Here is a 13,416-nt window from a genome sequence, read left to right as displayed (position 1 = left end):
TTTCGTCACCCCGGACTTGATCCGGGGTCCCGCTCAGCAACGGTGAAAAGCGGGACCCCGGATCAAGTCCGGGGTGACGACAGTTGAAACCCAATGCCTAAACTCTAAAGCGCCTCCGCGCCGCGGGCGATGGCGACGACGCCGGTGCGGCCGACTTCGACCAGCCCGCATTCGCGCATCAGGGCGACGAAGCGGTCGACCTTTTCGCTGTTGCCGGTGATTTCGAAGATGAAGCTGCTGATCGTCGTGTCGACAACCTTGGCGCGGAAGACGTCGGCGAGGCGCAGCGCTTCGATCCTTTTGTCGCCGGTGCCCGCGACCTTGACCAGCGCGATCTCGCGTTCGACGTGCGCGCCATTGTCGGTGAGGTCGGTGACCTTGTGCACCGGCACGAGGCGGTCGAGCTGCGCGATGATCTGGTCGATGATCGGCGGCGGGCCGTTGGTGACGATCGTGATGCGGCTCAGGGCATGGTCCGAACTGATGTCGGCCACGGTCAGGCTTTCGATATTATAGCCGCGCGCGGTGAACAGGCCGGTGATCTTGGCGAGCACCCCGGCCTCGTTGTCGACGGTGATGGCGAGCACGTGGCGCTCGCCGGCTTCGGTCTTGATTTTCATGATGTTACACCAGTGCCTTGGCTTCGTCGTCCATCGTGCCGGTAACGTCGCTCGGCTGGAGGAGCATTTCGGTGTGCGCGGCGCCCGACGGGATCATCGGGAAGCAGTTGGCGAGCTTGGCGACGCGGCAGTCGACGATCACCGGCCCCGGCGTGTCGAGCATCGTCTGGATGCCCGCCTCGAGCTCGCCGAGCGTGTCGATGCGGAGGCCCGTCCAGCCATAGGCGTCGGCGAGCTTCACGAAATCGGGCAGGCTGTCCGAATAGCTGTTCGAATAGCGGCTTTCATAGGTCAGTTCCTGCCACTGGCGGACCATCCCCATCCATTCGTTATTGAGAATGAAGATCTTCACCGGCAGGCGGTACTGCGCGACGGTGCCCATTTCCTGGATGTTCATCTGGAGCGAGGCTTCGCCCGCGATGCAGATGACGAGGCGGTCGGGGTTGGCGATCTGCGCGCCGACCGCGGCGGGGAAGCCATAGCCCATCGTGCCGAGCCCGCCGCTGGTCAGCCAGCGGTTGGGTTCGGCAAAGCCGAAATGCTGCGCCGCCCACATCTGGTGCTGGCCGACTTCGGTGGTGACGATCGGGTCGCGGCCGCGCGTCGCGTCGAACAGCGCCCTGACCGCGCGCTGCGGCATGATTTCGGCGTCGGCTTCCTTCTTTTCGGGGAAGTCGAGGCAGCGCGTCGCGCGCCAGCCGTCGACACGGCGCCACCATTCGCCAAGGTCGCGCGCCTTGTGACCCGCCGCCTGCCAGTGGGCGACGATCGCCGCGAGCGCGCGGCCGGCGTCGCCGACGATCGCGAGGTCGACGGGCACGATCTTGTTGATCGAGCTGCGGTCGATGTCGATGTGGATCTTCTTCGAATCCGGCGAGAAAGCATCGAGGCGGCCGGTGACGCGGTCGTCGAAGCGCGCGCCGACCGCGATGATCAGGTCGGCGCGGTTCATCGCCATATTCGCTTCATATGTGCCGTGCATGCCGAGCATGCCGAGCCATTTTTCATCGTCCGACGGAAAGGCGCCGAGCCCCATCAAGGTCGAGGTGACGGGCGCGCCGGTGAGCGCGACGAGCTGGCGCAGCGCGGCGCTGGCGGCCGGACCGGCGTTGATCACGCCGCCGCCGGTATAGAAGACCGGGCGTTCGGCAGCGGCAATCATCGCCACGGCGCGGGCGATCGCATCGCCGTCGGGTTCGACCTGCGGGCGGTAGCTGTTGTGCAGGATATTTTCGGGCACGACATATTCGCCGGTCGCGACCTGCACATTCTTCGGGATGTCGATCACCACGGGGCCGGGGCGGCCGTGGGTCGCGATATGGAACGCCTCGTGGAGGATCGGGCCGAGGCGTTCGGGATCCATCACGAGATAATTATGCTTGGTGCAATGGCGCGTGATGCCGACGGTGTCGCATTCCTGGAAGGCGTCGGTGCCGATCAGCGCGGTCGACACCTGCCCGGTGAGCACGACCATCGGGATCGAGTCGAGCAGCGCGTCGGTGATGCCGGTGACCGCGTTGGTCGCGCCGGGGCCCGAGGTGACGAGCACGACGCCGGGCTTGCCTGTCGAGCGCGCATAGCCTTCGGCAGCGTGGGTCGCCGCCTGTTCGTGGCGGACGAGGACATGCTTGATCGTCGGATGCTTGTAGAGCGCGTCGTAAATCGGAAGGACCGCGCCGCCCGGATAGCCGAACACCGTGTCGACCCCGAGGTCGACCAGCGCCTGAACCACCATGTCGGCACCACTCATTTCCGTCACGACGAAACTCCTTCCAACACAAAAACGCAGCGCTTGTGCGCTGCAACAGGGTTGCGGGCAATAGGTGTATGATTCTATCCTGTCAACAGCTTTTCACGTAATATTGTTGCTATTTCATTTATGTTATCGACCGATAATATCTCTTCATGGCGCGGCCAGCCCGCCGGAGGCTGGTGGCGGAACCACGTATATTGGCGCTTGGCATATTGGCGGGTCGCCGCCTGCGTGAGGTCGAGCGCCTCGGCGCGGCTGATTTCGCCCGCCAGATGGCGTGCGATCTGCGGCACCCCGATCGCGCGCATCGCGGGCAGGTCGGGGTCGAGATGGCGCGCCAGCAGCGCTTCGACCTCCTCGACCGCGCCGCGCGCGAACATGTCGACGAGGCGCGTGTCGCAGCGGGCGCGCAGCCAGTCGCGCGGCGGCAGCAGGACGAAGGGGGTGAGGGCGATGGCGCCCGCGATGCCGCCCTCTCGCGCCTGTTGCCAGTCGGCGAGGGTGCGGCCGGTCGAGCGGACGACTTCGAGCGCGCGCGCGACGCGGGTGCGGTCGGCGGCGTTCAGCCGCGCCGCAGCGGCGGGGTCGAGCGCGGCGAGCGCGGCATGGGCGTCGGCAACCTCCAGCGCGCGCACCGCCTCGCGCACCGCGGGGTCGATTTCGGGCACCGGCGCGATGCCGTCGAGCAGGGTGCGGAGGTAAAGGCCGGTGCCACCGACGAGGATCGGAACCTTCCCGGCAGCGTGCGCGTGAGAGACGATGTGGCGGGCCTCGTCGGCCCAGCGCGCGGCGTTATGCGCCTCGGCCGCGTCGACATGGCCGAAGAGATGGTGGGGCACGTCCGCCATCTCCTCGGGCGTCGGGCGCGCCGAGAGGATGGCGAGGTCGGCATAGACCTGGCTGGCGTCGGCGTTGACGACGACGGCGCCGGGACAGGCTTTTGCCAGCGTCACCGCCAATGCGCTCTTGCCGCTGGCGGTGGGTCCGGCGATAAGCGCGACAGGCGGCAGGTCGCCGCGAAAGAATGAAGGAGATGCCATGTTCGTCGCAACGCTGATAGCAGCCGGAAAGCTGACGGGCGAGGTGGTCCGCGAGGCAATCGACCGGCTCGACGCGACGGAACATGAGGTGGGGGCACCGCACTGGCTCGACGAAGGCGACGCCGCCGATATCGTCTTTCAGGGCAGCCTGGTGAGCGCGCGCGCCGAACTGGCGAAAATGGATCATGGCGCGCTCGACGTCGTCGTCCAGCCGCTCGGCGACCGCACCAAGAAACTGATCATCGCCGACATGGATTCGACGATGATCACCGTCGAATGCATCGACGAACTGGCCGATTATGCGGGGCTGAAGCCGCAGATCGCGGCGATCACCGAACGCGCGATGCGCGGCGAGATCGATTTTGCCGCGGCGCTGGCCGAGCGCGTCGGGCTGCTCGGCGGGATGGCTGAATCGACTTTGGTCGATTGCCGGATGGAGCGCGTACGGCTGACCCGCGGCGCGCGGACCTTGATCCAGACGATGAAGGCGCATGGCGCTTATTCGATCCTGATTTCGGGCGGCTTCATGCCCTTTGCCGGCCCGGTCGGCGAGGCGATCGGTTTCGACAAGGTGATCGCGAACGAGCTGGAGATCGCGAACGGCCGGCTGACCGGCAAGGTGCTGGAGCCGATCGTCGACAGCGCCGCGAAGCTGGAGACGCTGAAGGCCGAGGCGGCGAAGCACGGCCTGCCGCTCGCCGAAACGCTGGCGGTGGGCGACGGCGCCAACGACATCCCGATGATCACCGCGGCGGGGCTGGGCATCGGCTATCACCCGCACCCGGCGGCAGGCGAAGCGGCGGCGGCGGCGATCCGGCATCATGATCTGACGGCGCTGCTGTGGGCGCAGGGCTATCCGCGGCGGTCGTGGGTGCTGGGGTAGGGGGTTCCGGTGAGTGGCGTGTTTGGGGTGGGAGGTGGACATTAATGCGCTAAATGGCGCCGGGGGTAGAGCGAATGAATATTTCAGACAATGACGGCGTTTTCACAGCCCAGCATGTGACCGGTCCTACCCACAATATGCTCCGTTTGAAGATCGGCCGGGGCGCACCCCAAGAGTTTGTCGTTACGGTCCTCCCGCCGATAGGAGAGTGCAGTCATCCCGGCGGCCAAACGATAGATGAGATTGCTCTGGCGATCAAAGCAGGCGTTGCAGACGCTAATGCTGCCCTGAATACCGACTACATGGTAGAGGCAGCTGCCATTGTCGAAAATGACACGCGCCAGCGCGGCATCTACGAATATCTGACTCGGAAAATTTTAGAGAAAGCAGCGGCGTCGGAGGAATCATAACGACACGACCGGTACGACTTCGGCCAGCCCGGCAAATACCTTCGGTCATCGGCGCAAACTCAGTGACGACCTAGGTCAGCGATCTTCAAGGGGTAGAGCAGCCCAGTCGGCATAACTGCCGTAGACATCGGTGGTCGGAAATGCCGGATTAGTCTCTTTGTGACGCGTCAAATGGAGCCGCGCAACACGCCCATCTTCGAGCCGAAAAAGAACATCGTCGCGCCGAAATCGACGCCCCAATGCTGTTGCCTTGATGCCGTAAAGGACATGGCCGGCGCTAAGCTCGCGCTCCAGTTCTTCTTCAAGCTCTCGCCGTTCAGTCTCACTGGTCACCCGGTACCAGTCGCCGTCCCAATCATTCTCGTCGCTCATGAAATGAGCATATCTCAGGGGTCTGATGTCCGCAATCGGTCGATTTCAGACAGTCGTCACCCCGGACTTGATCCGGGGTCCATCCACGCGGCGCCGGAGGCTGGACCCCGGATCAAGTCCGGGGTGACGAGGGAGTAGATATCCTCCCTGTCGCGTAGCGATGGGGAGGTGGCAGCGCGGAGCGCTGACGGAGGGGCTGATGGCGCGACGTTGCCGCCGCTCCACCACCGCTTCGCGGCGGTCCCCCTCCCCACGGCTTCGCCGCAGGGAGGATTAGGGCGATAGTACCGCCTGTCCTTATCCCCGCGGTGCGGCGAGGCGGGTGAACGCGGTCCAGGTGCAGGCGGTCGCTTCGGCCGAATTGCCGCAGCCGGGGATCGGGAGGTAGCGGCGGAAGAGGGCGTCGCCGCGGCCGAGCGGTTCGAGATTGCGGAGCTGGTCCATCGTCTGGCCGCGATAGAAGGCGCGGACATAGCGTTCGCCCTTGGCATTGCTGACCAGTTCGAAACCGAGGGCGCTGCCCGGCGGCACCTCGTCGGCGGGATAGCTCGGCACCTGCCAGTGGAGGTCGAAGAAGCCGCCGAGGTCGGCGACATTGGTGTCGTGGCCGGCGAGCAGGGTCAGCCGCGCGGGGCTGGTATCGCCGAGCGCCGCGACGATTTCGCCGACGATGGGCGCAGCGGCGGCGGCGGCGATATAGCCGGGGCGGTTGGCGTAGCGGAACTTCAGCGGATGGAAGCGCAACAACTGTTCGATCTCGGCGCGGCTGACGCGGCCCCAGCCGACCTGCTCCATCGGCATGCCTTCGAGATATTCGAGGAGCAGCGTCTGGCTGGCGGTCGAGCCGACGTCGAGCGGCCCTTCGAGGTCGGGACGGTCGTGCGGCTGCGCGATCAGCCGGCTCGGCTCGGCAACGAGCGGGCAGGCGGGGACGGCGCAGTTCAGGACCTTTGCCAGCAGGGTGAGTTCGCCGCGATGGCGTTCGGTGTCGGCGGCGAGCCCGCCCTCGGGCGCCTCGGCGAGCGAGGCGTCATAGGCGCGCTTGCCGTCGAACGACGGCGGCGCACCGTCGAGGCCGTGGAAGATCGCATCGTCGTCGGCGCCCGCCGGGTGCGCCACATCGGCGGCGCAGCCGGGCATGAAGCCCGCGGCCCAGTTGCGCGCGGTGTCGATCGTCCGCTGCTTGTAGCTCGCCTTGAGCACGATGGTCCCCGCGGCGGGGCAGCCGTCCGGAAACAGGCCGCGGTCGCCGAACCAGAAGCGGTCGCTTTCGCCGAGCAGTCTGGCCCCGGCGCCGCCGCGCGGGGTGAGCAGGCCATAGTCGACCGGCCAGTCGGGCCAGCGTTCGTCCGAATAGCCGGGCGGGACGACCGCCGCCTTGGTCGGCGGGCGGATGCCGTGGCGCATCAGCATCACGACCTTTTCGAGCTTGAGCGGTCCCGGCGCGGCGGCGGGCGATGCGGCGCCGGTGCCGGGGGCAGGCGCCGCGCAGGCGGCCAGCAGCGCAGTCGACAGGAGGAATATCCGCTTCACTTCGCTCTCCCATTGGAATAAATATATCGACATACCGTATAACAGAAAATATATTTCATCAATGCTTGCGATGGAAGAAATATGCCGGAGGGCGCGTGTCAGCTTGATGTCAGGGCCGGTGTGGCAAAAGGGCAGCATGAAAAAGACCCTCCTCATCGCGGCCGCAGTTGCCGCCTTCGCCATTCCCGCTTCTACCTCGTTCGCCTATGGCGACAAGGACGACCGGGCCGACCAGCAAGCCGCCAGCGCGGCACTCGCGCGTGGGGAGATCCTGCCGATCGCCCGCGTCCTTGCGATCGCGACCGGGCGCGTCCCGGGCGACGTGCTGAAGGTCGAGCTCGAGCGCGAAAAATTCGGTTTCAAATATGAGGTGAAAATCCTCACCGGAAGCGGCAGGGTGCGCGAGGTCGAAATCGACGCCAAGACCGGCCGGGTAATCAAGATCGAGGATGATTGATGCGTGCATTGGTGGTCGAGGACGATCCGGCGGTCGCGTCCGAACTGGTGCGCGGGATGACCGCGGCCGGCTTCGTCGTCGACCTGGCGGGCGACGGACAGCAGGCGTGGTTCAACGGCGATGTCGAGGAATATGACGTCGCGGTCGTCGACCTTGGCCTGCCGCGGCTCGACGGTCTGTCGGTGATCAAGCGCTGGCGCGACGCGGGGCGGAACTTTCCCGTCCTGATCCTGTCGGCGCGCGGCGAATGGACCGACAAGGTCGCCGGGATCGAGGTCGGCGCCGACGATTATATGGCCAAGCCGTGGGCGATGGAGGAACTGGTCGCGCGGCTGCGTGGGCTGATCCGCCGCGCCGCCGGGCGGTCGAGCCCGATGCTGCAGGCGGGGCCGGTGCGGATCGACACGCACCGCATGACCGCGACGCTCGACGGCGCGCTGGTCAAGCTGTCGCCGCTCGAATACCGGCTGCTCGACTATCTGGCGCATCATGCCGGGCGGGCCGTGCCGGCGACCGAATTGTCCGACCATCTTTATGGCGACGCCGACACCGAAAACACCAATGCGATCGAGGCGCTGATTGCGCGGTTGCGCCGCAAGCTGGGGGCGGGGACGATCGAGACCCGGCGCGGCTTCGGCTATCTGGTGCCGGCCGCCGCCGCGTGACCGGCGGTTCGCTCCGGCTGCGGCTGATCGCGGGGGCCGGGGTAGCGATCGCGGTTGCGCTCGTCGTCGCCTGGTTCGCGATGACATGGCTGTTCAACGGCCATGTCGAGCGGCGCGTCGAGGACGAGCTGCTGGTGCAGGTGCGGCCGCTGCTCGCCGACCTCACATTGTCGGGCGGGGTGCCGGTCGCGGGATCGGAGCCCGCCGATCCGCGCTTCGCGGTGCCCGCGGGCGGGCTCTACTGGCAGGCGTCGACCGGCGCCGGGACGATCCGCTCGGTATCCTTGTGGGACAGCCGCCTGCCGCGCGCCGCGACGGCGCCCGCCGATACGTGGCGCCTGCGCCGCGCCGACGGCCCGTTCGGGCAACGGCTGTTGCTGATGGAACGCGCGATCCGGCTGCAGCCGCAGGAACCGCCGGTGATCGTTCAGCTCGGTTACGACCTGGCCAAGCTGGCGCCCGCGCAGCGCGAGTTCGGGCGCGAAATGGCGCTGTTCATGGTGCTGCTGTGGGCGGTGCTGGCGCTCGCCGCCTGGGCGCAGGTTTCGCTGGGGCTGCGGCCGCTGCGCCGGGTGCGGCAGGAGATCGAGCAACTGAGCCGCGACGCGTCGGCGCGCCTCGGCGGAGCCTATCCGCGCGAACTCGCGCCGCTCACCACGTCGATCGATGCGCTCGCCGATGCGCGCGAGGCCGATCTGGTGCGGGCGCGCCGCCGCGCCGCCGACCTCGCGCACGGGCTGAAAACGCCGCTCGCGGCACTCGCGGCGCAGAGCGCGCGGATGCGCGAGGGTGGCGCCGCAGACATCGCCGACGGGCTCGATTCGTCGATCGCCGCGATGCGCGCCGCGATCGACGGCGAGCTGGCGCGGACGCGGATCAGCCTGGTCCATGAAGGACGCAGCACTGTCGCGCTGCCGCTGATCGAGCGCATCGTCGCGGTGATCGAACAGACCGAGGCGGGCGAGCGCGTCGCCTTTTCGCTCGCCTGCGCCGAGGATGCGACGCTGCCGTTGGCCAGCGACGACGCCGCCGAACTGCTCGGCCCGCTGCTTGAAAATGCCGCGCGCCATGCCCGCCGGCTCGTCCATGTCGCGGTCGAAAGCGGCGACGGCGCGCTGGCGCTGGTGGTCGGCGACGACGGGGCGGGGCTCGACAGCGCGCAGCGCGGCGAGGCGATCCTGCGCGGCGCGCGGCTCGACTCGGGGGAGGAGGGGCATGGCCTCGGCCTCGCTATCGCACGCGAACTGGCGGAGGCGACGCGCGGCGAACTGACGCTCTCCCGGTCATCGCTCGGCGGGCTCGAGGTCCGCGTCGCGTGGGCGCTATCCGCCTGAACTTCCTGTCAGCGCCATGTCAGGACGGTGCGTTTGCGCCGCGTTCCCGCGCGGTTGGAACGTCCATTGTGCAAGATATATTCTATTTCTCTTGCAATATAGAATAATTGTGTCATTATTGTCATCAACGAGCGCGGCAGAGGAGCCGTGCCGGGGAGGAGAGGCAGTAGATGACACGGTTCGGACGGGCGCTTTTGCTCACGACATGTCTGGCGGTTCCGGTTGCGGGCGCCTGGGCACAGGATACGGCGGGCGACGACGATACGATCGTCGTCAGCGGCCGCCGCGCCGCCGATCGCGCGGCGCTGGAGACGAAGCGCAACACCGACACGCAGGTAGACGAAGTGCGCGCCGACGACGTCGGCCGGCTGCCCGACCAGAATGTCGCCGAAACGCTGCGCCGCCTGCCGGGCCTCAGCGTCGCCAACGATCAGGGCGAAGGGCGTTATCTGACCGTGCGCGGCGTCTCGCCCGACCTGCTCAACGTCACGCTGAACGGCCAGACCGCCGCCGCGCCCGAACCCGACTCGCGGCAGGTGAAGCTCGACGACATCCCGTCGGCGCTGATCGGCGCGATCACGGTGTCGAAGACGCTGACCCCCGACATGGATGCCAACGCGATCGCCGGCGCCGCGAATATCGAGACGGTGTCGGCCTTCGACCGTCCGGGCACCTTCGGCAGCCTGCGCGGCGCCTATGGCAAATACGACCTCAACGGCAAGCATCCCTATGAACTCGACGCGTCGATCGGGACACGCTTTGGCCCCGACCGCCAGTTCGGCGTCGTGCTGGCGGTCAATTATTCGAACCGCGAGTTCGAGGCGGAGAACGTCCAGTCGGGCGGGAGCTGGGAAGAAGTGAACGGTCAGTTCATCCCGCTCGAACAGACGATCCGCGATTATCACACGCGGCGCCAGCGTTACGGCGCGGTCGCCAATTTCGACTGGCGGCCGACCGACGCGGTGAAGACCTATGCCCGCTTCCTCTATTCGAAATATAAGGACAAGGAATCGCGGCCGGGCTTCACGATCGAGCTCGACGAGGACGAGATCACCAACCAGACCGCGGCCGGCGGCGATTTCGCCGAAGCCGATGTCGCGCGCGCGCTGCGCTCGCGGCAGGAGGATTCGGACACGCTGACCGGGTCGCTGGGCGGCGAGTTCGACCTTGGCCCGAGCTGGCTGCGCATCGAGGGCAGCTATACCCGCGCCAACAAGCGCGACCCGCATCGCGACGAAATCTCGTTCGAGGGCGAGGGCGTGTCGGGTTCGTACGACCTGTCGGACGGCATCCCGATCTTCCGCCCCGACGCCAGCGCGTTCGACCCGTCGATCTATGAATTCGACGAGACGAGCTATGAAAACCGCCGGGCGCGCGAGGATCTGTACCAGTTCCGCGCCGACTTCCGCACCCCGATCGCGATCGGCGACGACAGTTCGATCAAGGTCGGCGCCAAATATACCAGCCGCCGCAAGACCAACAATATCGAGGCGTCGGTCTATGACGGCTATGACGGCGACTTCACGCTCGACCAGGTCGAGGGCGGGTCGATCGGCAGCATCTTCAAGGGCCGCTATCCGTTCGGCGTGATCATCAGCCGCCCGAGCGCCGACGATTTCTTCGATTCCAATTTCGACGATTTCGAGCTCGACGAGGAAGGCACCGTCGGCGACAGCCTGGCCGGCGATTATCTGATCCGCGAGAAGATCTTTGCCGCCTATGCGATGGCGACGCTGAAGATCGGCCAGATCACCGCGATCCCGGGCGTCCGCATGGAGAAGACGAAGAGCAATTATGCCGCGAAGGCGGTGCTCGATTCCTCGACCGTCGACGATCTGGACAAGGATTACGACAGCTTCGGGTCGCAAAGCTACACCGACTGGTTCCCGGGGCTGAACCTGCGCTGGGACGCGACGCAGTCGCTGGTCTTCCGCGCCGCGGTGACGCGGGCGATCGGGCGGCCGAATTATGAGCAACTGGCGCCGACGACAATCGTCAACACCGGCGACAACGAGGTCGAGCAGGGCAATCCGGGCCTGCGGCCGCTCACCTCGACCAACTATGACCTTGCCGGCGAATTCTATATCGGCCGCAAGGGCATCATCAGCGTCGCGGGCTTCTACAAGACGATCGAGAACCCGATCTATTCGGCGACGACGGTGCAGAGCGGCACCTTTGCCGGGCAGGACCTGATCGATGCGCAGGTGACGATGCCGGTCAACGCCGACAGCGCCTTCGTCAAGGGCGTCGAAATCAACGCGCAGACTGAACTCAGCTTCCTGCCGTCGCCGCTCGACGGGTTCAGCCTCGGGGGCAGCATCACCTTCGTCAAATCGCGCGCCAAGGGCATCCCCGGTCGCGGCGACGAGCGGCTGCCGCTGGCCAGCCAGTCGAACCGGGTGGCGTCGGCGTTCCTGTCATACGAAAAGGGCGGGCTGTCGGCGCGCATCGCCTATACCTACCGCTCGGCCTATCTGCTCGAACCTGGCGAGGATCGCGACACCGACCTGTATGTCGGCGCCTTCAATCAGTGGGATGCGCGGATCGGGTATGACATCGTCAAGCATGTCACGATCTTCCTCGAAGGATCGAACCTCAACGACGAGCCGTACCGCGTCTTCCAGGGCATCCCGTCGCGGATCGACGAGGTCGAGCGCTATGGCTATTCGGTGAAGACGGGGGTGCAGTTCAAATTCTGATTTTGCGGGGGGCACTGGAAAGGGGTCGGGGAAACCCGGCCCCTTTTTTGGTGCCGAGAGTGGGCTTTGGGGTGGAAAGCAGACATGTGCTGTGTCACTTCATGCGCATGAATAGACCGGCTCTTCTGGAATGGCTCCCTACACAGGGCATCCGTCGCGATGCTTACGATTTCAGCGGTGACTTTGGCAGCGAAACTTATGTTCTGCGCGAATGCCCTAAAGGCTGGGAAGTCTATTACAGCGAGCGAGGTCAGAAGAAGTCGCATCGCGAGTTCTCATCAGAGCATGAAGCTGGAGAATTTTTCCGTACCTTGATCCTCAATGATGCCAGCACACGCCAAGCGTAGCTAACATCAATGTCAGCAATCTGTCGATTGTCAGACATTTGTCATCCCGGACCTGATCCGGGATCCATTAGTGCGTCGGTAGCTGTGGGCCCCGGATCAAGTCCGGGGTGACAAACAAGGAAAATCCTCCCTGTGGCGAAGCCATGGGGAGGTGGCAGCGCGGAGCGCTGACGGAGGGGCAATAGCGCGCCGTTGCGGCCCCTCCACCACCCGCTTTGCGGGCGGTCCCCTCCCCATGGCTGCGCCACAGGGAGGATTTGACGTCTTAGAGCAGCACGCGCTCGCCGGTTTGCGCCGATTGGGCGGCGGCTTCGGCGAGGGCGAGGGCGGCGACGCCGTCGCGGAAGTCCACCAGCGGGGCGGCGCCGTCCAGTATGTCGGCGAAATGTTCGGCCTCGCGCGCATAGGCGACGGCGTAGCGGTCGAGGAAGAAATTCTGGAAGCGGTCGGCGGCGGCGCCGTTTTCGCCCCAGGTCTCAACCGTCGTTTCGAGCTGGTTCTGGGCGCGGATCATTCCCGTCGACCCGAAAGCCTCGATCCGCTGGTCATAGCCATAGCCGCTGCGGCGGCTCGACGAGATGACGCAGAGGCGTCCCGACGCGGTGCGCAGGATCGTCTTGGCGGTGTCGGCATCGCCCGCTTCGCCGATCGCCGGATCGACGAGGACCGAGGCGCTGGCGAAGACTTCGGTCACCTCTTCGCCGAGCAGCCAGCGCGCCATGTCGAAATCGTGGATCACCATGTCCTTGAAGATGCCGCCCGATACCTTGACGTAATCGACCGGCGGCGGCGCGGGATCGTGGCTGACGATGTGCAGCGTTTCGAGGTTGCCGACCGCGCCGCCGGCGAGGCGCGCCTGCAACGCCGCGAAATTGGGGTCGAAGCGGCGGTTGAAGGCGAGGAACAGGCAGGCGTCCAGTGCGGCGAAACGCGCCGCCGATTCGCGGGCGCGCGCAAGGTCCTGATCGAGCGGCTTTTCGCAGAAGATCGCCTTGCCCGCTTCGGCGGCGGCGAGGCTGTAGGGCAGGTGGGTGTCGGTCGAGCTGGCGACGACCACGCCGGCGATCGCGGGATCGGCGAGCGCTTCCTCGATCGTCGAGACGCGCGCGTCATATTGGGCGGCCACCGCCGCGGCGGCGTCGGGGAAGGGGTCGACGACGCGGGCGAGCCGCAGGCGCGGGTTGGCGGCAAGGTTCGCCGCGTGGATTTTGCCGATCCTGCCGGCGCCGATCAGGGCAATGTCGTGCATGAAAGCCTCTCTGGTTCAAACTCTGTTCCATGTTGTTAATGAGTGGAACATATA

13 protein-coding genes are annotated in these 13,416 nt (G+C 66.2%); 7 read left to right on the top strand and 6 right to left on the bottom strand.

From position 1 onward, the window contains the following. Positions 1-104 precede the first annotated feature (104 nt). From ilvN to miaA, 3 genes are all read right to left on the bottom strand, one after another. Positions 105-620: an acetolactate synthase small subunit gene (gene ilvN, locus LH19_RS12315; RefSeq protein ID WP_054588253.1), complete on the bottom strand. Its 516-nt coding sequence runs from the start codon at positions 618-620 to the stop codon at positions 105-107. Positions 621-624: 4 nt separating this feature from the next. Continuing rightward, positions 625-2,379, bottom strand: coding sequence for a biosynthetic-type acetolactate synthase large subunit (gene ilvB / locus LH19_RS12310; RefSeq protein ID WP_054728302.1), 1,755 nt, complete (start codon positions 2,377-2,379; stop codon positions 625-627). 74 nt (positions 2,380-2,453) lie between these two features. Then, positions 2,454-3,413, bottom strand: coding sequence for a tRNA (adenosine(37)-N6)-dimethylallyltransferase MiaA (gene miaA / locus LH19_RS12305; protein WP_054728301.1), 960 nt, complete (start codon positions 3,411-3,413; stop codon positions 2,454-2,456). Between miaA and serB the strand changes: the two genes are divergently transcribed. After that, the gene (gene serB / locus LH19_RS12300) at positions 3,412-4,296 is read left to right on the top strand and encodes a phosphoserine phosphatase SerB (protein ID WP_054728299.1); all 885 of its coding nucleotides are present in this window, start codon (positions 3,412-3,414) and stop codon (positions 4,294-4,296) included. The genes miaA and serB overlap by 2 nt on opposite strands. 74 nt (positions 4,297-4,370) lie before the next feature. Then, positions 4,371-4,706 carry a hypothetical protein gene (locus LH19_RS12295; RefSeq protein ID WP_062912884.1) on the top strand — a complete coding sequence of 112 codons (336 nt, stop codon included), beginning with the start codon at positions 4,371-4,373 and terminating at the stop codon, positions 4,704-4,706. 75 nt (positions 4,707-4,781) lie between these two features. On the opposite strand, the gene LH19_RS27985 is transcribed toward LH19_RS12295, so the two are convergent. Both LH19_RS27985 and LH19_RS12285 read right to left on the bottom strand, forming a co-directional pair. Then, a complete protein-coding gene (locus tag LH19_RS27985) occupies positions 4,782-5,078 on the bottom strand; it encodes a hypothetical protein (protein WP_201258428.1) in 297 nt (98 codons plus the stop codon). 297 nt (positions 5,079-5,375) lie between these two features. Further along, positions 5,376-6,611 (bottom strand): histidine-type phosphatase, encoded by a 1,236-nt coding sequence (locus tag LH19_RS12285; RefSeq protein ID WP_205626798.1) that lies wholly within the window; start codon positions 6,609-6,611, stop codon positions 5,376-5,378. A 136-nt stretch (positions 6,612-6,747) separates the two neighbouring features. On the opposite strand from LH19_RS12285, the gene LH19_RS12280 reads away from it, so the two are divergent. The 5 genes from LH19_RS12280 (at position 6,748) to LH19_RS27980 (ending at position 12,113) form a co-directional block, all read left to right on the top strand. After that, a complete protein-coding gene (locus LH19_RS12280) occupies positions 6,748-7,068 on the top strand; it encodes a PepSY domain-containing protein (protein WP_054733460.1) in 321 nt (106 codons plus the stop codon). Beyond that, positions 7,068-7,733, top strand: a complete 666-nt coding sequence (locus LH19_RS12275) for a response regulator transcription factor (protein WP_054728292.1) — start codon at positions 7,068-7,070, stop codon at positions 7,731-7,733. The genes LH19_RS12280 and LH19_RS12275 overlap by 1 nt, the downstream gene beginning before the upstream one ends. After that, positions 7,730-9,067, top strand: a complete 1,338-nt coding sequence (locus tag LH19_RS12270) for a sensor histidine kinase (protein ID WP_054728290.1) — start codon at positions 7,730-7,732, stop codon at positions 9,065-9,067. Before LH19_RS12275 ends, LH19_RS12270 begins: the two co-directional genes overlap by 4 nt. 170 nt (positions 9,068-9,237) lie before the next feature. After that, entirely contained in the window at positions 9,238-11,766 is a 2,529-nt protein-coding gene (locus LH19_RS12265) for a TonB-dependent receptor (RefSeq protein WP_082395631.1), read from the top strand. A gap of 59 nt (positions 11,767-11,825) precedes the next feature. Beyond that, the gene (locus LH19_RS27980; protein ID WP_205626797.1) at positions 11,826-12,113 is read left to right on the top strand and encodes a hypothetical protein; all 288 of its coding nucleotides are present in this window, start codon (positions 11,826-11,828) and stop codon (positions 12,111-12,113) included. A 265-nt stretch (positions 12,114-12,378) separates the two neighbouring features. Here LH19_RS27980 and iolG read toward each other — a convergent pair whose 3' ends face one another. Next, complete coding sequence (iolG, locus tag LH19_RS12260) at positions 12,379-13,362, bottom strand: inositol 2-dehydrogenase (protein WP_054728287.1); 984 nt, start codon at positions 13,360-13,362, stop codon at positions 12,379-12,381. Between the last annotated feature and the right edge of the window lie 54 nt (positions 13,363-13,416).

It is taken from the genome of Sphingopyxis macrogoltabida, from assembly GCF_001314325.1.
Taxonomy (GTDB): domain Bacteria; phylum Pseudomonadota; class Alphaproteobacteria; order Sphingomonadales; family Sphingomonadaceae; genus Sphingopyxis; species Sphingopyxis macrogoltabida.
Note: the sequence above shows the minus strand (reverse complement) of the source record. Positions and strands in the feature narration are given on the sequence as shown.